At 58.9% G+C, this 23,584-nt stretch carries 20 protein-coding genes and 2 pseudogenes; 16 read left to right on the plus strand and 6 right to left on the minus strand.

Annotated features, from left to right (window positions below):
• Nucleotides 1-174: 174 nt before the first annotated feature.
• The 5 genes and pseudogenes from istA (at nt 175) to ACSSVY_RS21105 (ending at nt 5,745) form a co-directional block, all read left to right on the plus strand.
• Nucleotides 175-1,713 (plus strand): IS21 family transposase, encoded by a 1,539-nt coding sequence (istA, locus tag ACSSVY_RS21085; protein ID WP_454271866.1) that lies wholly within the window; start codon nt 175-177, stop codon nt 1,711-1,713.
• Nucleotides 1,710-2,441: an IS21-like element helper ATPase IstB gene (gene istB, locus ACSSVY_RS21090; RefSeq protein WP_037275675.1), complete on the plus strand. Its 732-nt coding sequence runs from the start codon at nt 1,710-1,712 to the stop codon at nt 2,439-2,441. Before istA ends, istB begins: the two co-directional genes overlap by 4 nt.
• 822 nt (nt 2,442-3,263) lie before the next feature.
• Nucleotides 3,264-3,515, plus strand: a pseudogene (locus tag ACSSVY_RS21095) (DUF1403 family protein); the annotation flags it as partial.
• A 2-nt stretch (nt 3,516-3,517) separates the two neighbouring features.
• Nucleotides 3,518-4,132 (plus strand): SMC-Scp complex subunit ScpB, encoded by a 615-nt coding sequence (scpB, locus tag ACSSVY_RS21100; protein ID WP_454271868.1) that lies wholly within the window; start codon nt 3,518-3,520, stop codon nt 4,130-4,132.
• A 326-nt stretch (nt 4,133-4,458) separates the two neighbouring features.
• Nucleotides 4,459-5,745: a Fic family protein gene (locus ACSSVY_RS21105; protein WP_454271869.1), complete on the plus strand. Its 1,287-nt coding sequence runs from the start codon at nt 4,459-4,461 to the stop codon at nt 5,743-5,745.
• 141 nt (nt 5,746-5,886) lie between these two features.
• Here ACSSVY_RS21105 and ACSSVY_RS21110 read toward each other — a convergent pair.
• The 4 genes and pseudogenes from ACSSVY_RS21110 to ACSSVY_RS21125 form a co-directional block, all read right to left on the minus strand.
• Nucleotides 5,887-7,227, minus strand: a pseudogene (locus ACSSVY_RS21110) (ISKra4 family transposase); the annotation flags it as partial.
• A gap of 200 nt (nt 7,228-7,427) precedes the next feature.
• Nucleotides 7,428-8,531, minus strand: coding sequence for an ABC transporter permease (locus tag ACSSVY_RS21115; protein WP_454271871.1), 1,104 nt, complete (start codon nt 8,529-8,531; stop codon nt 7,428-7,430).
• Nucleotides 8,532-8,534: 3 nt separating this feature from the next.
• The gene (gene rbbA / locus ACSSVY_RS21120) at nt 8,535-11,276 is read right to left on the minus strand and encodes a ribosome-associated ATPase/putative transporter RbbA (protein ID WP_454271873.1); all 2,742 of its coding nucleotides are present in this window, start codon (nt 11,274-11,276) and stop codon (nt 8,535-8,537) included.
• Nucleotides 11,273-12,340, minus strand: coding sequence for an HlyD family secretion protein (locus ACSSVY_RS21125; RefSeq protein WP_454271875.1), 1,068 nt, complete (start codon nt 12,338-12,340; stop codon nt 11,273-11,275). The genes rbbA and ACSSVY_RS21125 overlap by 4 nt, the downstream gene beginning before the upstream one ends.
• 608 nt (nt 12,341-12,948) lie before the next feature.
• Between ACSSVY_RS21125 and ACSSVY_RS21130 the strand changes: the two genes are divergently transcribed.
• From ACSSVY_RS21130 to ACSSVY_RS21180, 11 genes are all read left to right on the plus strand, one after another.
• Nucleotides 12,949-13,212 (plus strand): winged helix-turn-helix transcriptional regulator, encoded by a 264-nt coding sequence (locus tag ACSSVY_RS21130; protein ID WP_454271895.1) that lies wholly within the window; start codon nt 12,949-12,951, stop codon nt 13,210-13,212.
• Nucleotides 13,213-13,276: 64 nt separating this feature from the next.
• A complete protein-coding gene (locus tag ACSSVY_RS21135) occupies nt 13,277-13,909 on the plus strand; it encodes a TetR/AcrR family transcriptional regulator (RefSeq protein WP_454271876.1) in 633 nt (210 codons plus the stop codon).
• An 89-nt stretch (nt 13,910-13,998) separates the two neighbouring features.
• The gene (locus tag ACSSVY_RS21140) at nt 13,999-14,742 is read left to right on the plus strand and encodes a TetR/AcrR family transcriptional regulator (RefSeq protein ID WP_454271897.1); all 744 of its coding nucleotides are present in this window, start codon (nt 13,999-14,001) and stop codon (nt 14,740-14,742) included.
• A 206-nt stretch (nt 14,743-14,948) separates the two neighbouring features.
• Complete coding sequence (locus ACSSVY_RS21145) at nt 14,949-15,308, plus strand: hypothetical protein (RefSeq protein ID WP_454271878.1); 360 nt, start codon at nt 14,949-14,951, stop codon at nt 15,306-15,308.
• An 86-nt stretch (nt 15,309-15,394) separates the two neighbouring features.
• Complete coding sequence (locus ACSSVY_RS21150) at nt 15,395-16,612, plus strand: MFS transporter (RefSeq protein ID WP_454271880.1); 1,218 nt, start codon at nt 15,395-15,397, stop codon at nt 16,610-16,612.
• A gap of 59 nt (nt 16,613-16,671) precedes the next feature.
• Entirely contained in the window at nt 16,672-17,388 is a 717-nt protein-coding gene (locus tag ACSSVY_RS21155; protein ID WP_454271882.1) for an IclR family transcriptional regulator, read from the plus strand.
• Between the two features lie 249 nt (nt 17,389-17,637).
• A complete protein-coding gene (locus ACSSVY_RS21160; RefSeq protein WP_454271884.1) occupies nt 17,638-18,450 on the plus strand; it encodes an enoyl-CoA hydratase-related protein in 813 nt (270 codons plus the stop codon).
• 3 nt (nt 18,451-18,453) lie between these two features.
• Nucleotides 18,454-19,398 (plus strand): hydroxymethylglutaryl-CoA lyase, encoded by a 945-nt coding sequence (locus ACSSVY_RS21165; protein ID WP_454271886.1) that lies wholly within the window; start codon nt 18,454-18,456, stop codon nt 19,396-19,398.
• Nucleotides 19,399-19,420: 22 nt separating this feature from the next.
• Nucleotides 19,421-20,608, plus strand: a complete 1,188-nt coding sequence (locus ACSSVY_RS21170; protein ID WP_454271887.1) for an acyl-CoA dehydrogenase family protein — start codon at nt 19,421-19,423, stop codon at nt 20,606-20,608.
• 16 nt (nt 20,609-20,624) lie between these two features.
• A complete protein-coding gene (locus tag ACSSVY_RS21175; protein ID WP_454271889.1) occupies nt 20,625-21,815 on the plus strand; it encodes an acyl-CoA dehydrogenase family protein in 1,191 nt (396 codons plus the stop codon).
• Between the two features lie 50 nt (nt 21,816-21,865).
• A complete protein-coding gene (locus ACSSVY_RS21180; RefSeq protein WP_454271891.1) occupies nt 21,866-22,648 on the plus strand; it encodes an enoyl-CoA hydratase/isomerase family protein in 783 nt (260 codons plus the stop codon).
• Between the two features lie 37 nt (nt 22,649-22,685).
• On the opposite strand, the gene ACSSVY_RS21185 is transcribed toward ACSSVY_RS21180, so the two are convergent.
• Both ACSSVY_RS21185 and ACSSVY_RS21190 read right to left on the minus strand, forming a co-directional pair.
• Complete coding sequence (locus tag ACSSVY_RS21185; RefSeq protein WP_454271899.1) at nt 22,686-23,348, minus strand: IS630 family transposase; 663 nt, start codon at nt 23,346-23,348, stop codon at nt 22,686-22,688.
• A complete protein-coding gene (locus ACSSVY_RS21190; RefSeq protein WP_454271893.1) occupies nt 23,278-23,433 on the minus strand; it encodes a winged helix-turn-helix domain-containing protein in 156 nt (51 codons plus the stop codon). The genes ACSSVY_RS21185 and ACSSVY_RS21190 overlap by 71 nt, the downstream gene beginning before the upstream one ends.
• Nucleotides 23,434-23,584 lie beyond the last annotated feature (151 nt).

Consider the following 23,584-nt stretch of genomic DNA (forward strand, 5'->3'; position numbering starts at 1 on the left):
GCGGCTTTACTGCGACCTTGCCCGCCAAGGCAGGTCAACCAGCCCTTGAACTGCACTTTGGCGCACGGCGCATCAAAGGAGGCGAGTTGCTGATCTGTGAATCAGCATGCAAAAGTGACCCACTTGGGTGGGTTATGATCATCTAAAATTGACCCACCTGCATTGTTAACATCCGTGCGTTTTGGCGCGGAGGAAGAGCAGGTGTTACTGATGGAAACGGCAATGAAGGTCCGTGGCTGGATCTTGGGCGATGGCCGCAGCATCCGGGCTGTGGCGCGCGAGACTGGGATCTCACGGACGACGATCAAGAAGTATCTGAAGGACCCGGAGCAACCGCAGTATCGGGAACGGCAACTACGCGTTGGCCACAAGCTGAACGCGCAATTCGAGGCGCGCCTCAGGGAGTTTTTCAAGCACGATCTGCAGCTTCGCCGCCGTGAGCGTCGCACCGCGAAGAAGCTTTATGAGGCGCTTGTTGCGGAGGGTTACACGGGCTCCTATTCACCGGTTCAGCGCTTTGTCGGCGGGCTCAAGAAGTCATCGGGAACCGATACGAGTGATGCATTCATTCCGCTGTATTTCGCGCCGGGAGATGCGCTTCAGTTCGACTGGAGCGAGGAAAATGTCATGTTGGGCGGCGTCGAGCACAAGGTTCATGTCGCTCATTTCCGTCTGTGCCACAGCCGCAAGCCTTTCGTCGTGGCCTATCTGAATGAGAAGCAGGAGATGGTGCTGGATGCCTTCGTGCGGGCGCTCGCATTCTTCGGCGGTGTCGCGCGCCGGGTGATCATCGACAACCCCAAAACCATGGTGACCTATGTCTCGCGATCAAAGGACCGGGTCTTTCATCCACGCTTTCTGGCCTTGATGAACCATTATGTCATCGAACCTGTCGCCTGCACTCCAGCTTCGGGTTGGGAGAAAGGTCAGGTCGAGAACCAGGTCCAGTTTCTGCGAGGCGAGCTGTTCTGTCCAAGGCTTGCCTTTGACGATCTGGATGCGCTGAATGCCTGGCTGCGGCTGCGCTGCGAGGAACTGGCAAACCGTCGGCATCCCGATCAGCAGGATCGCACGATTGCCAACGTTTTTGCGGATGAGAAGATCGTGTTGCGCCCGCTGGGTCGCCCCTTTGATGGCTATGTCGAAAAAGCTGTGCGGGTCAGATCTACATGCTTGGTCCAATATGATAGCAATCGCTACAGTGTGCCGTGCGAACATGCAGGGCGCCACGTCTCATTGCGGGCCTATGCCGATCGGATCGTCGCGGTCGTGTGCAACGAGGTCATCGCCGAGCATAAACGCCGCTTCACGCGCAATATCAGCTATTTTGAACCGTGGCACTATGTGCCGTTGCTTGATCGCAAGCCCGGCGCCCTGCGGGATGGCGCCCCCTTTGTCGGCTGGGAACTGCCCAAGGCGATGGAACAGATCAAGGATCACTACATGCGCGGATGCGGCGGCGACCGGGAGTTTGTCGACCTGCTGCTGCTGGCACTTGAGCATGGCATTGACGTGGTCGAGACGGCTTGCGACATGGCTTTGGAACAGCACACCCTGCGCTTGCCCGCGATCATCAACCTGGTCAATCAGTTGCTGGAACCTACGATCCCGCCGCTGGAGGACACCCATACCTACCCGCAGCTGACCCTGCGGCCCGAGGCCGATTGCAAGCGATATGAGGCGCTGTGTGACGCCGGGAAGGCGGCCGCATGAACGCCCTCATCGACCAGTTTGCAGCCCTCAGACTCCATGGGATGGCGGCCTGCGCGGCAGACTTGCTGTCCGCCCGCACGCCGCCCAGCCTGACGACAGCGTTGAAGACCTTGATCGACGCGGAAACCCAGGAACGCCGCGTGCGATCCATTCAATATCAGATGCGCATTGCCAAATTCCCCCATCACAAGGACTTTGCCACCTTTGATTATGGCGCTGCGACTGTCACCAAAGCGCAGATCGACCCGTTCTGCTCTGGCCAGTTCACCAAGGACGCGCACAACATCATTCTTGTTGGCGGAACCGGCACCGGCAAAACGCATATCTCGATCGCCTTGGGAACCAACCTGGTCAATCAGGGCAAGCGGGTTCGGTTCTATAACGCCGTCGATCTGATCAATGCCCTGATCGCGGAGCAGGCTGAGGGAAACACCGGGAAGATCATCAAGCAACTGACAGCGCTGGATTGCGTGATCATCGACGAGCTTGGCTATATTCCGTTTCCAAAGTCCGGCGGGTCGCTGCTGTTTCATCTGATCAGCAAACTGTATGAAACCACCAGTGTCATCATCACGACCAACCTTGAGTTCGGCGAGTGGGTGTCTGTATTCGGTGACGCCAAGATGACGACTGCCCTGCTTGATCGCGTCACGCACCACTGCAGCATCATCGAGACCGGGAACACATCTTTCCGCTTCGCCCAAAGCAAATCCCGCAACAAAACCTGAACCTGAAAAAAGCAAAGCCCACAGACGAGCCTGCTATTTGAAGGCCGCTCGCCTGTGGGCTTTGCCACCTCAGGGGAGGGTCATTCTTAAATGATCAAACCGGGTCAGTTTTGAATGCACATTGACACTTTCATTAAGATTCAAGATTCAAAAGATTCAGAGCAGCCAGTTTTGCGCATTAAATTCAGAACCTTGCAGAATACGTGACGCAAAAACTCCGCGCCGTTTTGGCGGCTTGCGTCTCGAACGTGCCGGGCAATCTCGACAGGTACCTCGGAGCTGTAAACACCACGCACGACAGACAGAAAGACAGCTTTATTGCCCCAGAGTTTCTGTTCGGCAGTGACCGCCCCTGCAGACGCCCGTTGGGTGCATCGTGGGCCGTGTGGGTCAGGAGCGCGACGTTCGTATCGATCAGCACCAGCCGCGTTGGCCAGTTTCAGCCCCGAAGACAGCGAATGCCTACCGCGCCCCAACGGGACAATCGGGGAGAAATTCGCCGACGGAGCAGACCGGAGATTTTGGAAATAAGTGCAAGTGTGGGGGCCTTTTCGGCCCTGCGCGTCTTTTTGCGGACGCGCAGGGCCGAAAAGGCCCCCTCGAAAAATGAGGGATGTCGGCGCGCCAGAACCCCTTCAGCACAGGAGAGCAAAGATGCTCGACGTTAGCACATCCCCCGCCCTCGCCATCTGGCAGGATCATCTCTCGCCCGGTGATCTTGTGATTTTCCAGTTTCGGGTGTCCGGAAGCGCCCAGCATGCGGTGCCGAGACCGCGTCTCGTGATCGATATCAAGATAGTCCAACTTTTCGTCCGCACCCCCTCGGTCCTCGAGGCGGTACGTCTGGCAATGGACCTGGCGCGGCGGGCGGCACACTTAAATGCCCTCGCACCGAAACTGCGCGCCAAGGGAGCGGGGGAGGCAGTCGAAATGTTCCTGACCCGCGATGCGGTGGTGCCCTCGGCCCAGCCTTTGCCGGATCGCGCGGCGCGGCGTCTCTGCGACCGGTTAGTGGACCTCGGCGCGGTGCGCGAACTCACCGGCCGCGATACCTTCCGGCTCTACGGGGTTTAGGGATGGCGAAGGATCGCTCCGAACCCGAACTTGACCGCGAACTCGCCGACCTGCCGCCGGAACTGCGCTGGCGGGAATGGATGCGCCGGATCGAAGCGGTGCTCTTTGCCTCGGCCTCGCCGGTGCCGCGCGACGATCTGGCGCGCGTGGTGGGGCAGGGGGCCTCGGTCGACCTGCTTATCGAGGACTTGTCGGCCGACCTCGAAGGCCGTGCCTTCGAGATTGCCCAAGTCGCCGGGGGGTGGGTGTTCCGGACGTGGACCGCCTACGCGCCCGCGATCCGTGCTGCGGCGGACGTCGGGGATCAGCTGCTGGATCTGAGCGAGTTCGACATCGCAGTTCTGACCGCCATCGCCTACCACCAACCGATCACCCGCGACGGGCTCAAGGATATCTTCGGCAAGGAGATCAGCCGTGATCTGATCGGTCGCCTGCATGCGCGCGACCTGATCGGGACCGGGCCAAGGTCACCTCGGCGCGGCGCGCCCTATACCTTCGTGACCACGGAGCAGTTCCTCGTCGCCTTCGGGTTGGAGAGCCTGCGTGATCTTCCCGATAAAGAGCAGCTGGAGGATGCGGGGGTTGTGGGTGAAGCACCACAAGTCGATTTTGGGTAACCAGTTGCCGATGTTGTTTGGCCTTAAGGCTCTGTGAGAGCAATGTTTTTAACCCATAGATTTCATATCTTGCCGGTCGCCATTGCCGATGTCTGATGTCAGCTCCGCCGGTTTTCTTATCGTTTCATCTGCTGTGCAACGATTCATCTGGGGACCCAGAAATATTCATAATTTCAATGTGGTAATCGTTTCGTCATCATGACGAAATCCGCTTTTGCTTTCAGGCGGCTCTATCGTTGCAAAAGTCGTGAAACGAAAACTTGCGCCGAGGAAAAATGTAGGTGTATCAATGTCCTAATCGTTTCACACTTGCGGGATATCGTTTCATGGCCTTGTCGGATCAAGACATTCTCGACTTTGTAGCCCAGAACCCCGGCGCCGGACGCGATGCCATCCGGAAGGGCGTCGCGCAGGATGTAAGCGAAACCACCATATGGCGTCTTTTGCGGCGCATGGTGGAGGAAGGTCGTCTCGAGGTATCCGGCAAGGGCAGGGCGACGGGATACAGGATTGCCGGTGAAGCGGTCGTCCGGGCGCATTTGTCGACGCCGTATAACAGGCGAACGCCGGTGTCCTATCGACCGGAGTTTCTCGACGCATACGTACCGGGCAAGACCTGGTATCTGTCTCTGTCGGACCGCGAAAGACTGTTGGAGGCTGGCCGTCCGCAGGGCGGCGCAATTCCGGCCGGAACATACGCACGCCGGATCCTTGAACAGCTTCTGGTCGATCTCAGCTGGGCGTCGTCCAGGATGGAGGGTAACACCTACGATATTTTGCAGACCGAGCGACTGATCAGGTTTGGCGAAGAAGCTGCGGGAAAGGATCGAAAAGAAGCCCTAATGATCCTAAACCATAAGGAAGCCATCCAGTATGTGGTCGACAATCTCGATGAGATCGGGCTTCGGCGTCCTGATCTGTTCGCGATCCATGCACTGCTCTCAGATGGTCTTCTGGCGGACCCGGCGATGTCGGGCCGATTGCGAGCGATGCCGGTCGGGATCTCGCACTCGAGCTATCGACCGCTCGACGATGCGGTCACGATCGCAGAGGAGTTCGATATTCTGCTGCACAAGGCTGCGCAGATCACCGATCCGTTCGAGCAGTCCTTCTTTCTCCTCGTTCACATCCCGTATCTCCAGGCTTTTGCCGACGTCAACAAGCGGACCTCGCGCGTGGCCTCGAACATCCCACTTCTGAAGTCGGACCTTGCGCCGATGTCATTCACGAAGATGGACGACAGCGATTATATCGACGGGCTAATCGGGGTCTATGAATTGAACAACGTCGCACTGCTGCGCGAGGTCTACATGGACGCGTACTTGGCTTCCGCCGAAAAGTACCGAATTCTCCGCGCTGAGGTGGAAAGCCCGGAAAAAGCAGCCCTTGCCTATCGGGAATTTGTTCGCGCCGCAGTCCGGCGTTGCGTTCTCGAATTCAAGGAGTTCCGAAACGATGCGGTTGATGAGATGGCTTTGGCTGCTGGCGTACCCGATGCTGATCGAGTGGATGTTGTCGCTTACGTCCGTGAGCAGATCGCGGGGCTCCATGAAGGCAACGTAATCCGGTACCGGCTGAAACCAGATGACCTGGAAGGAGTGAACCTGCGCTAGATCGTCGATTGAACCGGACCGAAGAACGTCGACGCATCAAGAGCGCATTCAATCATTGCGATAGTCGTTGCAATGATGTGCATCCAAAATAGTGTGGTTCGGAGGGGAGTGGGCAAAAGTTGGGGGTTGAGCGGCCGTCTCCTGGTTTGAAACGGACAATTGACCATCGAGAACGGCTGCTCTGGTAACGGCGACATTGTGCGCCCCTCTCGGTGACCATCGCATCCTGCGGCTCTTGCCCATCCGCGCGTTGCCAATGTCGTCGACACATCCCTCCGCCCGAGACGATGAAATCGAAAACCCATTGCGATGTCGCCAGCCGTAGTTGGTGAGGAGCATCCCAATTATTTGCCAAGTACGTGTAGAGTTCTTGACAACGTGCTTTGACTCTCGCGGCCGCCACCCTGACTGTCGCATCTTCCGTTGTGGCCCTGCCGGAATCAATAATCAATAGTTTCAGGCGAGTACCCGCGGTCATGATTTTCCCATGCCACAAGCACCATCGAAGTGTTTCCGCTGGGCGTTTGAATAGTTCCGGAAATCCCGGAAAATTCTCCGTCTGCAAAAGCCCTTTGACGGCATTTTTGATATGCTGAAGACGCATCGAAATATGCCACCAGTCAAGGATATGGCGCACGCGCCCATCAACGGCAGCACGGACCAGATTTGGCCGCGCGGGCTCTCCATCGGAGATGACGTTGACCGGCCGCTGCCCGTCCCAGCCGAGCGCGTGTAGGTCCTGCCTGAGCTTTCCACTTAGTGACGGCCCCGCTTGCGCGACAAGGCCAAAGCGACGGCACATATCGGGACTTTCGACCTTACCCACCACCACATCAAGGTGCCGCTTCAGGTATTCTGGCCGACAACGGATATGGGCCCCGTCTAGAAACACGGTCAGCGGGGGCGATTGCGCATCTTCATCTACACCGATTTGCGCGGGTTCACGGTCAATGAAGTTCTGCGCGACTCGGCTTAGGCGGTGCGCACCGTTGTGTTAATCTGCTTGGCGCAGGGCAAAAACGTTTCAATGATCCGCGCGGCTTCCCGAAAAGAGTGGCGCGACCCGAGTTCGGCCTGAAGGCGGCGTAATTCTGGCGTCGTGCGGTCGGGGAAGAAGTAGGACACCGGGGACAATGTGCGTCCGCAGTTTTCCTCCGCCAAAGCATCGCATTTGCACTGGCGGAAACGCGGAGCTCGCAGCCGAGACCGTCCGAATATCGTATCGAAAATCCGGGTACGATAATCGTGAACAGCCCGCCCAGACCCACAATCCGGGCAAGCGCGGCTTATGATGCATACTTCCTCGACCTGATCGGATAGCAAGGCTTTTTGAATTTGCCTCAGGATCACCTTGGCGTCCTCAAGCAACAATCCGAGCGCTCCCGCTTGCGTCAACAGATATGGGCGCGACACCCATCCAAGCCGATGCGTTCGCTTCGTGCCATCGTCGAAGGTCGTTTCCACAGAAATCTGAACATCCATCACCGCTCTCCCTTAAAAGAACTCAGGATAGCACAGTCCAGTGACCCCCAGCTTTTGCCCACTCCCTCCGAAACCGCAGAATCTGATTAATTAGGGTACAGTGACAGAAATGCAGCCTTCTTCTGGCACAAAAGACTGTCGAGGATTCAGAGCTTTTTGCAACGGTTGAAGAGGTGTAGCCAGAAGGTGATTACGCCGTGTTACCGCAGGAAGCCCCGGAACCGTCGCAAGGCGAAGGCGAACATCGCCGACCCGATCACCGCCAGCGCCAGCAATTGCGGCCAGACCACCGCAAGCCCCGCGCCACGAAACAACACCGCCTGTGCAAGCGCGATGAAATGGGTATTGGGCGCCGCCAGCATCACGTATTGCACCACCTCGGGCATTGATTCCCGCGGGGTCATCCCACCCGACAGGATTTCCAGCGGCAGCAGCACCAGAAGCAGCAGCATGGCGAATTGCGGCATCGAGCCCGAGATCGTTGCCAAAAGGATTCCCAGCGAGGTGGTGGCGAACAGGTGCAGCGCCGCGCCCACCAGGAACAGCGTCACCGATCCCGCCACCGGCACCCCCAGAACCCCCTGAACCATGAAGGTCAGCGACAGCCCCGCCGCCAGCAGCACCACACCGCCCATGCTGAGCACCTTGCTGGTCATGATTTCGATCGCGCTGACCGGCATGACCAGAAGGTGCTCGACCGTGCCATGCTCACGCTCGCGGATCAGCGCGGCCCCCGACAGGATGATCGACAGCATGGTCACCGCGCTGATCACCGCCGTCAGCGCGCCAAACCAGCGAGGGTCCAGGGACGGGTTGAAGCGCGCGCGCAGCGCAAGATCGACCGGCACCACGGCCTCCTGTCCGGTCCAAGCGGTGATTTCCTGATCGACGATCGCCTGGACATAGCCCGCGCCGGTGAAGGCCTGGCTGACCCGTGTCGCATCGACGTTGAGCTGCAACTCGGGGCGTGCTCCCGCGAGCAGGTCGCCCTGAAAATCAGGCGGGATGACCAGCGAGAACGTATCTATGCCCGCATCCATGCGCGCGTCCATCTCGGCCATGTCGATCTGGTCGGGCGTCACGAAATAGGGCGGCAGGAACGCATCCGCAATCCGCCGGGACAGGGGCGAGGCATCCTCATCCACGATACCGATCGTGGCGCGGTTCAGCGTCTCGGGCATGGCGGTGGCGTGGGTGTAGATGTCAAGGGTGAAGGCATAGAACACCAGCGCGAGAAGCAGCGGATCGCGCAACAGCCCGCGAAGTTCCTTGACCGCAAGATACAGAACATGCCGCGCTCGCATCGCTCAGGCCGCCTGCTTGCGCACGAAAAATGCTCCAAGCACCACAAGCACCGGCACCAGCAGAAGCATCGGCAGGAAGGATCCGGCCAGATCGCCAAAGTCCAGCGCCTTGGCAAAGACCCCGCGCGAGATGGAGACGAAATGGCTCGTCGGGAAAACCTCGCCGATCACGCGACCCATGCCTTCTAGCGATGAGACCGGGTCGATGATGCCGCCGTATTGCGTGGCCGGGATCAGGGTGGCCAGCGAGGTAAAGAACAGCGCGGCGACCTGGCTGCGGGTGAAGGCCGAGATCAGCAGGCCAAGCCCCGTGGACAGGGTGACATAGACCAGCGCCCCCGCCGACAGCGCCAGAAGGCTGCCTTTGACCGGGACTCCGAAGACAAACACCGCCAGCAACAGCAGCAGTAGAAAGTTGATAAAGCCCAGAACGATATAGGGCACCTGCTTGCCCAGCAGGAATTCCAGTCGCAAGGCCGGGGTGACATAGAGGTTCACGATGGAGCCTGTCTCTTTCTCGCGCGCGACGGACAGGACGGCAAGCATCGCCGGGATCAGCATCAGCAGGAGCGGGATCACCGCGGGCACCATGGCCGCCAGGCTTTCGACATCGGGGTTGTAGCGATAGCGCATTTCCAGGCTGTAGCTGCCGGCGAGAGCGTCTTCGCCATAGACCTGTCGCAGCTGTTCGGTCAGCCAGTGAACGTGCATCCCCTGAACATAGCCGCGAACCGTGTCCGCACGCATCGGCATGGCACCATCGAACCAGGCCCCAATCTCAACGGGGCGTCCGCGTTCGACATCCGCCGCAAAACCCGGCGGGATTTCCAGTGCCAGGCTGATTTCGCCCGCGCGCATCCGCCGGTCAATGTCGGCGTGGTCGACAAGCGGCGGCTGTTCGTCGAAGTAGCGCGACCCGGCCAGATTGTTGACATAGGACTGGCTTGCGATGGTCTGGTCAAAGTCGAGCACCGCGAATTTGAGATCCTCCACATCCATCGAAATGCCGTATCCGAGCACGACCATCAGGATCACGCTGCCGACGCTTGCCAATGTCAGGCGGATCGGATCACGGCGCAGTTCCAGCGACTCGCGCCAGGAAAAACTCAGCAGCCGGGCAAGGCTGAAGCGTCCTTGTCGCCGCTGTGGCGCGGATGACCCCTCGGCACCGAGATCCACCTGATCCGTGGGCGCAGGATTGCCGCGCTCGCCCTGCGCCCGTTCAAGGTGATGGATAAAGGCATCGTCCAGCGTCGCCGCACCGGCCGCTTCGCGGATGGCTTCGGGCGTGTCGCTGACAAGCACGCGGCCTTCATGCATCAGCGAAATCCTGTCGCAGCGCGTGGCCTCGGACATGTAGTGGGTGGAGATGAAGATCGTCACGCCGTCCTTTCGGGACAGATCCACCAGCGCCTGCCAGAAGGTGTCGCGCGCCACCGGATCGACGCCCGAGGTTGGCTCGTCCAGGATCAGAACCTCCGGGCGGTGGATCAGCGCCACGGCCAGCGACAGCCTCTGACGGATCCCGAGCGGCAGTCGCAGCGGCAAGCTGTCGAGAACCTCCACCAGATCGAACCGTTGCGCAAGCTCGTCGATCCGCGGCGCGATCTCGGCGGGTGCCATGTCGAAAAGCCGCGCGTGAAGATCAAGGTTCTGACGAACCGTCAGCTCGGAATAGAGCGAGAAGGATTGCGTCATGTAGCCGATGCGCTTGCGCGTGGCCATGTCGCGTGCATCGACGGTTCGGCCGTCGATCCGCGTGGTTCCTTCGGCAGGTTCCACCAGCCCGGTCAGCGCCTTCATCGTCGTTGTCTTGCCGCACCCGTTTGACCCGAGAAAGCCGAATATCTCACCTTTCTTGATGCGAAAGCTCACGTTCTTGACCGCTTCGAAGTCTCCGAACCGGACCGTCAGGTTTTCGGCCTCGACAACGTAGCCGTCGCGTCCTGCGGGGTCACGCGGCGGGACGATCAGATCGTGGTGCCGGGCGCGCATTTCCTTGGGAAGAAGCGCTATGAAGGCCTCGTCAAGGTTGGCGGCCACGGTGCGGTTCAGGATCTCGTCGGGACTGCCGGTGGCAAGCACCCTGCCGTCGTCCATCGCGACCAGGTGATCGAACCCGGCGGCCTCCTCCAGATAGGCACTGGCGACGATCAGGCTCATGCCCGGTCGCGTCGCGCGGATACGCGCGATCAGGGCCCAGAACTCGCGCCGCGACAGCGGATCGACGCCCGTTGTCGGCTCGTCCAGGATCAGCAGATCGGGGTCGTGGATCAGCGCGCAGCACAGGCCCAGCTTCTGTTTCATGCCGCCCGAGAGCTTGGCCGCCGGGCGGTCGGCAAAGGGCGCGAGACCGGTCGCCTCCAACAGATCGGCAATCCGCCTGTCGCGCTCGCCCCGGCTCTCGCCGAACAGCCGCCCGAAGAAGTCCACATTCTCGCGCACGGACAGCGTGGGATATAGATTGCGCCCCAGCCCCTGCGGCATATAGGCTATCTGCGGGCAGATCCGGGCACGGTGGCCCGCGCGACGCATGTCGCCCTCCAGAACATCGAGTTGGCCTTCCTGCATCTTTCTCGCTCCGGCGATCAGAGCGAGAAGGCTGGATTTACCCACCCCGTCGGGTCCGATCAGGCCGACGATGCAGCCCGCCGGCAGGTCGACCGAGATCGCGTCAAGCGCCCGGACCTTGCCGTAGAGAAGCGAGAGCCCCTCTGCCCGCACCACCGACCGGGAATGCGTCATTCCAACACCCTGCCGTCAGCAACCTCCGGCCAGGGTAGCGCGGGATCGAGCCGAACCCAGGCAACGCCGGGCAGACCGGTCTTGATGTAATCAAGATACCTCTCCAGCAACTCCGGCGCGATCCGGGCGCGGACCCGGAACATCAGCTTCTCGCGTTCGATCTCGGTCTCGACCGTTTTCGGGGTGAATTGTGCAACGTCCGACACAAAGGAGACCTTGGCGGGGATGACGATGCCCGGTGCCGCGTCGAGGATCAGGCGGGCGTCGGTCCCCAGTCCGGCACGTCCCGCCGCAGCGGTCTGCAGGAAGAACGTCATGTAGACGTCGTTGAGATCGATCATGTTGATCACGCGCCCGCCTGCGCCCAACACTTCGCCCGCCTGTGCAACGATGTATTGCACCCGGCCGGGCCGGGGCGCTTTCAGCGTGCTGTCCTCGATCTGCACGTCGAGCGCTTCGATCGTCGCCGTTGCCGCCGCCACCGCTGCTTCGGCCCCGATCACTGCCGCTTCGGCTGAGGTCACTCCGATCCGCGCCGCTGCAAGCCGCGCCTCGGCAGAGGCGACCGCGGCCTCGGCGCCAAGCGCGTTCGAGCGGTCGATATCGAGTTGCCGCTCGGACGCGATACTGTTTTCCGCAAGCGTCTCCGAGCGGGCGAACTGGCGCTGCGCGGCATCGAGGGCCGATTCCTGCTGCGCCAGAACCGCCTCGGCCGCGCGCACTTCGGCCTGACGCTGCTGGATCATCAGTCGAGCGTTCTCGACCGCGATCTCGGCACGGCGCAGTTCCGCCTCGGCCTGACGGCGGTTGGCTTTCAACTGACGCGTGTCAAGCTCGGCCAGTGGTTGCCCCTTCTCGACGAGCTCGCCCTCCCGCACCAGAATCGTCTCAATCCGTCCGGGAAGCTTCGAGGCCACATCGATCTCGACCGCTTCGACGCGCCCGTTGCCGCGGGCGAACCCCTCGGGGACGGCGCCTTTGCCGCTGCCCTGCCAGGCCAGGAAACCCAATATCGCCGCGGCCAGGACAATCGCTGCGAAGAGAAGGTATCTGGTGTTTTTCATGTCGGGCCCGATTGCTGTTGTGAGACGGATTTTCGTGAACTCATTGATCGGTCAAAGATTTCGAGACTAAACATCATGCTTGCGATCTTGTAAACGCGTCAATCGGCCCGTCTTGGGCGATTGGACAGGTCTTGCCCTTCGGCCCTGCCTTGGAACTTTCCCGTGCCCGCAACGGATGCTGTTCGGGTCATCCCGCTAGAGAACGACGTTGTCGACCCGCCCGGGTTTCCCGCACGCAAACTCATAAGACAGGCGCAAAAGCCCCAGAACGGTGTCGATTTCCGTTTTCTCCCCTGGCGCGTGGACTCCCCTGGCGCGTGGACCATGACCGCAGTTGTAGGGATCATGCCCGCCGCCCCCGTGAGGAATGAAAAGGGTTGGCATGCGGGTCATGTCTGTCTGTCCGTCTGTCCGGGTTTGCAGGACATCTCCGGGTGCCGTTTGACAATTTCGGAATAGTTGATCTATGACGCATATTAAAGTAGGCACCGAAAAGTAACCGATCTTGAGGCGCGTGAACACCGATGCCCAAGACCCCGCCACAGTGTCCAATGGACTCGATCCTGCGTCTGCTCATGGGGCCGTGGACGACCTATATCATCTAGGTCCTGACCGATAAGGGGCCGCAAAGGTTCGGTGCGCTGAAACGTGCCGAGCCCGGAATAACCCTGATGCTGACTGAACGCCTGCGGATGCTTCAAGGTGCCGGAGTCATCTGGCGCGAACAGGCGGAGACAATTCCGCCCGCAGTCACCTATGGCTTGACGTCGCGTGGCAACGATCTGCGAGGCGTTCTGGACACACTGGGACATATCGCGGAACGATGGAAGGATGAGGGTGTTTTTGTAGACGATGAATTAGGGGCTATTTGAATGTACCAACCCGGCAAATGCGCGGATGAGCAAGCTTTGAGTATGGTCTGACAATTGACACAACGTGTTCGATATCACGGTTTCGCATCAGGTGATTGGCATGAGGCAGAGTAAAGCTGCCGATGTTATACGCGGAGCCAAGACCGTCTTTCTGAGATGTGGCTTCGAAGGCACCAGCGTCGATGCAATTGCCGAAGAAGCCAAGGTGTCCAAGGCGACGCTTTACGCCCATTCCCCGAGCAAGAACATGCTTTTTCTGCGTGTTGTGCAAGCCGAATGTGACAGGCTCTCGGCCGAGATTTCCCGACCGCTTCTTTCAAGCGGCGACGAACCGCGAGTTATTCTGAAAGAACTCTCGCGGCGCATGATCCGACTGGTGTTGGATGATGACTACATTCGCCTTTTGCGTACTTGCATCGGCGCCGTTGCGGTACTGCCCGAGGCAGGCGAAATATATATGGAAGCAGGACCCAGGCGGGCCACCAGAATTGTCGGGCAAGTCCTTCAAGGTCTGCACGAGGCGAGATCATTGAAAGTGCACGACGCTCAAAGCGCTGCAAGTCAGTTTATTCATCTTTCAGTCTCCGGCATCATCATGCCGCGACTGTTAGCCGTCGACCAGCCGATCGATGCATCTGAGCATTCCGAAAGGGCGGTTGACGCGTTTCTTGGGATCTACGCAGCGAGTGGTGCCTAGCACAAGGGGGCTAAACGCACGCATCCACGTGGTTTTGCAAACGCGGCAGCGCCCCTCTACAAAGCAGTCTTGCCCAAACCTTGACCTTCATGCTGCCACGGACTACCTCCCATCGCAGTATAAACCGACCGGACGGTACAGTTGTGAATGACCAAAGGCAGCCAGCGGGATCCAGAAACGCGTCTCCGAAAATTCTCGAGGCGGCACGCGCGATCGCTGCGCGTGAGGGGGCGGGAAAGATAACGATCGAGGCGGTCGCAAAGGAAGCGGGCCTCAGCAAGGGCGGCGTGCTTTACAACTTTCCGACGAAGAGAGCTTTGCTTTCCGGGCTTTTGGATCAGATGTTGGCCGCGCACCGAGAGTTGCTCGCGAATGTGCCGGAAGGGCACCCGGGCCGCACTCTGCGCGGGCATCTGGAAACTTTTTTGCAATCTCAAGACGTGGACGATGACCTGTCCATGGCAATACTCGCGGCCGCAGCATCGGATCCGCGGCTGCTCGATCCGCTGCGGACAGAACTGACCGACGACCTTGAGCGCATCCTGACCGATGCGAAGGGCTCTCGGGATGGCCGAGTATTGCTTCGCCGTTTACACCTGAGCCCCATTAAAAATGGGGGTTTACCAAGGGAGTTAGGGCAAAGCATGTCTTATGTTAATTTGGTCCGGTTAGTCGATTTCCATTGCCAAATCGATCTTTGTACGAACATGCAGGCGAAATATTCACGTAGTGAGGTCGCGCAGTGCCTCACACTCGCGGTCATGACAACACCCGCACAGAATGCCCGGGAGTTGAGCGCGCGTGAAGAGGCTCCTGTGACGGAACCTTTCTGACGAGCGTAATCAGGTGCATCAGCCGCCGAAACCCCTGGGGCAGATCTCACCAAAAAAGGAACACAGACCGCAGAATGTTCCGTTACTGAAATGCATTTCGAAAATGTAGACGGAGGCCATGGAAACGTGCTAGACAGAACGGGTCAACAGTGGAAGAATTGGGAGTTGAGGCACTTTGAAACCATTGCCGGGACTAAATTTCCTTTATGTTGAAGGATATTTTGGGGAAGAAAAATTTGACAACGAGTAGAACATCCAGAGTCACTGCGTCAGCCTGTGTCATGGTTCTGGCGGTCGGCGTTACGGCTTCGGCAGTGGACGCAAAGACGCTGCGATTTACCACTCAGCTTCCGGCGAAGAATCTTGCAACGCAGAACGCTGTTCAGTTCGCGCAATGCTCTGCGGACGGTTCGGATAGCGAGTTTTACGATTGCGGGCAGTTGTATCGTGACAAGGAGGTTCCCCAGACGGCGTCTTTGGGCACCATCGACACGAGCATGACCACGACCGCGCGTTTGGCTGGCGTCATCCCGGCATTGGCCATGTGTCTGCCTACGGCCTTCTGATGGCGCATGGCTGAGCCAGACAGCGCCACCCGCCGCATCAGTGTTGTGCGGCACAGAGCAGATTGCTGCCCGGCCCGGCGAGTGGCGTGATAGACCAGAACGTTCAGACCGGAAGCGGACGGTGGCAGGTCCATATCGTTTTCGTGCTTATCGCTACCACCTTTGTCGGCGCGGTGTCGGCTGCGAGCGGCTATCTGGTCCCTGCCCTAGCGGTTGCCACCAAGGAAACACTTGGCGTTAGCGCGGCCTTCATCGGGTATCAGGTTGCGCTCGTGTTCGGCGTTGGCGGTTTGTCCTCACTGATTGCCGGCGGCGTTGTCAGCAGGTTCGGTCCTTGCCGCGTGTTGCAAGCGGGGCTGACCTTGAGCGGAGTCGGATGCCTTCTGTACACGGTTCCCAACACGATTGTGGTGACGGCCGGATCGGTTTTGATCGGCTTTTGCTACGGCATGTCGCATCCGGCGTCCTCGGTTCTGTTGTCTCGTTTCGGGAGCCAAGAACGCTTGAACTTCCTCTTTTCCTTCCGTCAGTCGAGCACGGCCCTCGGGGCCGTTATCGCGGGGGTTCTGGGGCCAGTGCTTGCAAGCATACTGGTATGGCAATGGGCCTTTTATGGGTTGGCGATTTTTTCCATCCTTTTAGCCATAGCAATAAACCATCTGCGGCCTCACTGGGATGACCAGGCGGATCCGAAGACGCCCATTTCCGCGCCCTGGGCCGGACTGCGGCTGATCATCCTGAACAGGAAGCTCCTCACACTTTGCCTCACAGGCTTCTGCCTCAGCGTGGTACAGGTCGGCGTGCTGGCTTTCTTGGTGCTCTTCGTTGTAGAGGATGTGGGCCTTACGATGACACAGGGCGGTTTGGCCTTGTCGTTGATCAATATTCTGGCTGTCGGCAGTCGCATCTTCTGGGGATGGCAGGCCGACCGAACGCGGAATTCCCTGATGGTGGTGACTGCCATGGGGGCTCTCACAACACTCACGGTCCTGGTCTTTTCAGCAGCTGATTCGCAATGGCCGCAGTGGCTGGTTTTTTGCACGATGTCCGTACTCGGACTTGCGACGTTTGGCTGGTCGGGAATTGTCATCGCAAATGTCGTCAGGCGGGCGGATCAGAATAAGATTGCGGAAACGATGGGTGGCACGCTCGGCTTTTTCTTTTCCGGGGCATGGGTGGGCCCGAGCGTAGGATCGCTTATTTTGCAGTTCACCGGAAGTTTCAGTTATGTATTCTTGTTTCTGGCCGTGATGGCGTTTATTGCGACCGTAATGGCCGGGTTTGTGGCGTTTCGGAACGACTGAGGCTGGCCTTCGCTAAACCAGAACCCTTTTCATAAGGGATAGTGGAAGGTAGGAAAGAAATGTCAATTCGATCAGTTGTCCGGGCCTTCGCGGTTTTTGATTGCTTCAGCGAGCACAGCAAGAACCTCACGTTGCACCAGATCAGCCAGAAACTCGACCTGCCGAAGTCCACGGTCTTCAGGCTGCTCAATACGCTGGTGGAAATCGGCTATATTCATCATCTTGATGACCAAAGCTATTGCATGTCTCTCAAGGTTTTCCGGCTTGGAAATCTGGTTCCTACCACACTCGGAATCCGCGACGTGGCCCGGCCGGAACTGCGCGCGTTGTTGGAGGCGTTCGGTGAAACGGTTTCGTTGAGCTTGCTGGACGGTAACGAACGCTTGGTCTTGGACGTGATGGAGAGCTCATCACGGCTGCGCTCAATCGTACGCGTTGGCGAGGTTGTCAAACTCAACAGTGGTGCGGTTGGTCGCGTATTCATGGCATTTCAGCCAAAACTGAATATCGCAGACGCATTGAGAGATACACCTGCACCGGACAATTTTGACCGGGAGCTGGAGGATATCCGCGCCGCCGGTTATGCTTGGTCTGCGGGGACACGACTAGAGGGTGCCGCGGGCATCGCTGCGCCTGTCTTCGACATTAATGGAGAATGCAACTACTGCATTTCGGTTGCCGGTCCTGAGGTCCGGATCCTCGACAAGAGAGACGAGATTGCCGACCACCTGATGGCCAGTGCCCGACGGCTGTCGCGCCACTTGGGTAATTCCTGATCGCACGACCCGACGACATCAAGATTTCACTATAACGGCCATTTATTCGAGCGATACATCGCGCGATGTACCTCAGTTGCGTGCTTTTCAACCAAATTCTCATTTTTGGAACGCATTTCAAAATTTCATAGACTCGTGAGTCCAAGGATGATACTCATGCCTGTAACCAGCCGGGTTTCTTTGAGGATCGCATGATCCGTCGGAGAAAACCGGACGGACGCACGATGTGAACGACATGAGCGGAGCAGCATGACCGGCACTTTCAAGACTCCCTTTACGTTCGAGACAATGAAGGTGGAACTGGTGGAAGATCACCTTCTTGTGGTGACTTTCGACCGCCCCGAGGCTGGCAATTCCACCAACACGCAGATGGGGCGCGAATTGCTGGAGTTGTGGACCGGGCTCTATATCGACCAGCAGAAGGTTCGCTGCATAGTGCTGACTGGTGCCGGCGACAAGATCTTCAACGCCGGTGGCGATCTGAAAGAACGCAACAACATGACCGATGAACAATGGCAACAGCAGCATGCCCTGTTCGAGAAATGCCGCATCGCGCTACTCGATTGCCCGGTGCCGGTCATCGCAGCTGTAAACGGGGCGGCCTTTGGTGGCGGTCTGGAAACTGTTGTGACCTGCGATTTCGCCTATGCTGCCCGTCGCGCGCGTTTCGCGCTGACCGAGATCAAGCTGGGGATTATTCCCGGCGGCATGGGTACCCAGAACCTGCCGCGCGCAGTTGGTATCCGCAGGGCTAAGGAAATTATCCTGACCGGCAAACCCTTCAGCGCCGAAGAGGCATGTGACTGGGGCGTGGTCAATAAGGTCTGCGACGATGACAAGCTGATGGAAGAGGTGCTGGATACCGCACGCACCATCTGCAACAATGCGCCGCTGGCGATCTATCAGGCTAAAAAGTCGATGAACGTGGCCACGCAAGTTGATTTGAAAAACGGTTATGCCTTTGAAATCGAAGCCTATAACCGGCTGGTCACAACAGAGGACCGGCTGGAAGGCGTGCGCGCGTTCAACGAAAAGCGCAAAGCAAATTTTAAGGGAAAATAGGCCATGACAGAGCGAGAAACCGATGTCGTGTGCCGCGAGGTCGGCCTGCGCGACGGGATTCAAAGCCTGAAGACTTTTGTGCCCACATCGGAAAAGATCCGCTGGATCCGCAAAGAAGCGGCGGCGGGCATGCCAAACATGCAGGTCTGTTCCTTTGTCCCGCCCAAGCTGTTGCCGCAGTTTTCCGACGCCGCCAAAGTGGCTACCGCCGCGCTAGAGGTGAACGGGCTATGGGTTTCGGCGTTGACGCCCAATCTGAAAGGCGCCGAGGTCGCCCTGAAGGTTGGGGTACATGAGATTGACTTCATGAACTCGGTTTCTGAGAGCCACAGCCTGTCAAACGGACGGCGCAGCACCGAACAGGCCTTTGCCGAATTTGAGCGTGTGCGCGATCTGCGCGACAGCCAACCGGGAGGCAAGAGGTTCAAACTGGCGGCCGGTTTCGCCACCTCCTTCGGCTGTTCGATCGAAGGCTATGTGCCGCAAAAGAACGTGCTGAAGGCGGTCGAGCGTTTCGTCGGGGCGGGTGTCGATGAGGTGATGATCGCCGACACCGTAGGATACGGAAACCCCCGCGATGTGAAGCAGCTGTTCAGCCGGATCATCGCGGAGTTTGGCGATGATGTTCTGGTGGGCGCGCATTTTCACGACACGCGCGGGCTGGGCCTGGCCAATGTCTATGCCGCGCTCGAAGCCGGATGCCGCCGTTTCGATGCCTCGCTGGCCGGGCTTGGCGGTTGCCCCTTCGCCCCAAACGCCACCGGAAATATCGTGATGGAAGACCTTGTGTTCCTGCTTGAGGGTGCGGGGCTGAACACCGGGATCGACCTGGAAAAGTTGCTTCCGGTGCGGGAAATCATCGCTCGGAACCTTCCCGACGAGCCGCTTCACGGAACATATGAAAAGGCTGGAGCGCCGAAGGGGTTCCCCTTTGCGTCGGCAGCCTGAAGTCGCAGTGCAGGAGCAAGCGATGAGCGAAATGACCATAGAGTTCGATCTGGGTGACGATTATCCCGAGTTGCGGGAGGGCGTAGCAAAAGTCTGCAAGAATTACCCGCCATCCTATTGGGAACACCTGGAAAACCAGCCCCCATCGGGCAGCTATCCGAGCGAATTCGTCAATGCGCTGACCGAGACCGGCTTTCTTTCGGCCCTTATCCCGACCGAATATGGCGGGCTGGGCCTGCCAGTGCGGGGTGGGGCGGCGATCCTCGAAACCATCCATGCTGAGGGCTGCACCGCCGGCCCGTGCCACGCGCAGATGTACACGATGGGCACCGTTTTGCGCCACGGCAGTGCCGAGCAGAAACAGAAGTACCTGCCCAAGATCGCCAAGGGCGAATTGCGGCTGCAAGCCTTTGGTGTGACCGAACCGACGACCGGATCGGACACCACTCAGCTCAAGACCCGGGCCGAAAAGGTTGACGGCGGTTATCTCATCAAGGGCCAGAAGGTCTGGATCAGCCGCGCCGCGCATTCCGACCTGATGCTGCTTTTGGCGCGAACAACGCCTGCCGATCAGGTTGAAAAGCGCGCACAGGGTGTTTCCGTATTCCTGGTCGATATGGCAAAGGCCAAGGAAAACGGCATGGTGATCAAGCCGATTGACGCGATGATCAATCATAACACCACCGAAATCTTCTTCGATGACGTCTGGATTCCCGAAGACAGCCTGGTTGGCGAAGAGGGCAAAGGCTTCCGCTATATTCTCGACGGGATGAATGCCGAGCGGTGCCTGGTTTCGAGCGAGACCATCGGCAATGGGCGCTATCTGCTCGATCTCACGATCAAGCACGCTAACGAGCGCAACCTTTTTGGCAAGGCGCTGTCGTCCAACCAGGCGATACAGTTTGCGATCGTCCAGGCCTATGCCCAGCTTGAGACTGCGGACCTGATGGTGCGCAAGGCTGCGGCGATGTTCGACGCGGGAATGAAATGCGGTGCCGAGGCGAACATGAGCAAGATTCTCTCGGGCGAGGCGGTCTGGGCCTGTGCGCAGGTGGCGCTAAATGTCTTTGGCGCCGCCGGTCTGGCGAAATCCTCATCGATCCAGCGGAAGTGGCGTGAATCCCGCACCGCGCGCAATTCGCCCATTTCGCCGAACATGGTTCTGAACTTCGTTGGCCAGCATGTGCTTGGCCTGCCACGTTCGTATTGATTGCAGGGATGGATTTATGACTGAAACTTTGCTGAAAATGCGGATCGACACCAACGATTACAACGAGTTCCGCGATCCTCTCCGAGCGCTTTGCAGTGATTTTCCGCCGGAATACTGGCGCAAGCTGGAAGACAATCCACCCGATCAGAGATACCCGACGGACTTCGCCGATGCCATCATTTCCTCTGGGTTCTTCGCAGCTCTGATCGAGGAAGATTTCGGCGGTGCCGATCTTCCGCTGCGGGTGGCGGCTGTCATCCTGGAGACGATCCACTCAACCCCTTGCAACGCCTCTTGCGTCCTTGGTCAAATGTTCTTGCCGACCATCCTGGGAAAGCACGGAAGCGAGGCGCAAAAGAACGAATTCCTGCCCCGTATCGCGGCCGGCGAAACCCGGTTTCTGGCGGCGGCGATCAGCGAAGACGAGTCGGGTAGTGACCTGGCCGCGATGCAGACGCGTGCCGAGAAACGCGGAGATCACTGGGTCATCAACGGAACCAAGCACTGGGTCAACAACGCACGCCACACAGATATCATGCTGCTTCTGGCGCGCACCTCCGAAGCGCCCGAGGGCGGCGACCCCTGCGACGGGCTGACAGCTTTCCTGGTGGATATACCGAAAGCCCGGGAAAACGGCATGTCCGCCGAACTGATTGATGCAATGATCAACTCGAACAGTGAAAATCTGGTGTTCAACGACCTGGAGCTGCCTGCCGACGCGGTTATTGGCGAGGCTGGCAAAGGCTATGACTATTACCGCGAACTGGCCGAGATCGAGTGCATTCTCTGTGCGGCCTGTGCTTCGGGGGATTCCGATTTCTTCTCGGAAAAGGCGGTGAGCTATGCCAATGAGCGCATCGTATTCGGCCGTCCAATCAGTTACAATCAGGGCATCCAGTTCCCCATATCCAAAGCCTATGTCGAGGTGCAAGGTGCCAAGTTGATCGGCAACAAGGCGGCTGCGATTTATGACGCCGGGAAGCGGCCCGGGGCCACGGCAAGCATGGCCAAGCATATGGCCTGCGAGGCGGCATGGAATATGGCGGATGCCTGTTTCACCACTCATGGCGGTTTTGCCTTTGCCCGCGAATACGACGTTGAACGCAAATGGCGCGATGTGCGGATCATGCAAATGGCGCCGCAGGGAACGAATATGCTGCTGTCGGATATTGGTGAAAACAATCTGGGGATGCCGCGCTCGTTCTGACGACCTGTCGCGATATCGGCTCAACCATTTCATTCGCAAGGAGTCACACTTTGGACTACAAACTGATCAAGACCGAGAAATCCGGTCCTGCTTTCGTCATCACCCTCAACCGCCCGGACAAGCGTAACGCGATCAGCACGCATGTCATGGACGAATTGATGGCCGCAGCGGCCGAGGCCGAGGATGACAGCAATATGCGCGGCATCATCGTCACAGGTGGCGACGCCTTCTTCTCTGCCGGTGCCGATCTCAACGAAGCTCAGGCGCTGACCTGTCCCGCCGATACGCTGAAATACCTCCGCAAATGGCACCGCACCTGTCGTGCTTTTGAGGAAAACAACCTGCCGACGATCGCAGCGGTCGAAGGGTTTTGCATGACCGGCGGGTTCGAGCTGGCGCTGGCGCTGGATATCCGCATCGCAGCCGAAGGTTCGAGCTTTGCACTCACCTCGGCGCGCATCGGCACGGTGGCCGGTGCGGGCGGCACCCAACGGCTGCCGCGGCTGGTCGGTCCGGCCAATGCGCTCGAGATCATGTTTGACGCCGATCCAGTGGATGCCGAAACAGCCTATCGCATCGGGCTGATCAATAAGCTGGCGCCCAAAGGGAAGGCGCTGGAAATCGCCAAGGAACGGGTCGAACATTATGCGACGCGTGCGCCGCAGAGCCTGGCGTATATCAAGCATACCGTCCACACGGGGCTTCAGATGGATATGACCTCGGCGCTGGATTACGAGAGCTTCCTTGTGTCGACGATCTACGAAACCAAAGACCGCCGCGAGGGCATTGGCGCCTTCCTGGAAAAACGCCAGGCGAAGTTCACCGGGGAATGAGTCGGCGCGGTTCAGACGCGTCTAGAGCGTGTCGCGTTTAATCGGTTTGGTATCCGGCAGCTTTGAAGAAGTTGTAGCATTCTTCATCGCTGAACAGATTGCAGACATGCCCGACGGCCTGCCAAAGGTCATCATAGGTTCGCGCCGCAGCCTTTCTGATCAGCGCCTTGAGCTTTGAGAATGCCATTTCGATGGGATTGAGATCGGGGCTATAGGGCGGCAGAAACAAGAACCACGCACCGATTTCCTGCAACGCTCGGGCGGCACCGGGGCTTCGGTGACTGGACAGGTTGTCCAGGATGACCACGTCGCCGTGTCGAAGTGTTGGCACCAGTTGGGTTGCTACATAGAGATCAAACATTTCGCTGTTCATCGCCCCGCTGATAACCCACGGGGCGTCCAACCGGTCATGGCGAAGGGCTCCGATAAACGTTTGCGTGCGCCAATGTCCGAACGGTGCGTGATCGACCAGGCGTTGCCCGCGCGGGGCCCACCCCGTTGTCTTGGCCATGTTGGTCTTGACCGAGGTCTCGTCGATGAAGGCCAGTCTTTCCAGATGGTTGGCCATGAAGGGCTGGCGCTTTGCGATCCAAATGCGGCGCAGGTCGGCGACATCCTTGCGCTTCTGTTCAAGTGCTTGCAGGTCTTTTTTTGTGTGACAGCCCGAGTCGATGAAGCAGCCGTCCGACCGACGAACGATGCACTCTCAGCCCGTGGTCCGCGGCCAGTTCCGCCGTCAACTCGTCGATCGTCAGATCAGGTTGAGCCGCGATCCGGCCCTGCACCCAATCCTTGACGCCGGTCAGCGGTTCTGTCGCAAAGTTTCCGGGAGTTCTTCCTTGGGTTCTGTCGCAAGAAATCTATTGACCCGAGAACGGGCGATTGCTGGACGCAATTATGCTGCAAGCGCCGCAAATTGCTGAAAGCCGGTGGCCC

This window comes from Roseovarius sp. MBR-51, from assembly GCF_053628575.1.

Coding starts and splice junctions, on each gene's coding strand:
- istB (WP_037275675.1), top strand. CDS start 1,710: ATGAACGCCCTCATCGACCAGTTTGCAGCCCTCAGACTCCATGGGATG.
- scpB (WP_454271868.1), top strand. CDS start 3,518: ATGGCGAAGGATCGCTCCGAACCCGAACTTGACCGCGAACTCGCCGAC.
- ACSSVY_RS21105 (WP_454271869.1), top strand. CDS start 4,459: ATGGCCTTGTCGGATCAAGACATTCTCGACTTTGTAGCCCAGAACCCC.
- ACSSVY_RS21115 (WP_454271871.1), bottom strand. CDS start 8,531: ATGCGAGCGCGGCATGTTCTGTATCTTGCGGTCAAGGAACTTCGCGGG.
- rbbA (WP_454271873.1), bottom strand. CDS start 11,276: ATGACGCATTCCCGGTCGGTGGTGCGGGCAGAGGGGCTCTCGCTTCTC.
- ACSSVY_RS21125 (WP_454271875.1), bottom strand. CDS start 12,340: ATGAAAAACACCAGATACCTTCTCTTCGCAGCGATTGTCCTGGCCGCG.
- ACSSVY_RS21140 (WP_454271897.1), top strand. CDS start 13,999: ATGCTGCCACGGACTACCTCCCATCGCAGTATAAACCGACCGGACGGT.
- ACSSVY_RS21145 (WP_454271878.1), top strand. CDS start 14,949: ATGTTGAAGGATATTTTGGGGAAGAAAAATTTGACAACGAGTAGAACA.
- ACSSVY_RS21155 (WP_454271882.1), top strand. CDS start 16,672: ATGTCAATTCGATCAGTTGTCCGGGCCTTCGCGGTTTTTGATTGCTTC.
- ACSSVY_RS21160 (WP_454271884.1), top strand. CDS start 17,638: ATGACCGGCACTTTCAAGACTCCCTTTACGTTCGAGACAATGAAGGTG.
- ACSSVY_RS21165 (WP_454271886.1), top strand. CDS start 18,454: ATGACAGAGCGAGAAACCGATGTCGTGTGCCGCGAGGTCGGCCTGCGC.
- ACSSVY_RS21170 (WP_454271887.1), top strand. CDS start 19,421: ATGAGCGAAATGACCATAGAGTTCGATCTGGGTGACGATTATCCCGAG.
- ACSSVY_RS21175 (WP_454271889.1), top strand. CDS start 20,625: ATGACTGAAACTTTGCTGAAAATGCGGATCGACACCAACGATTACAAC.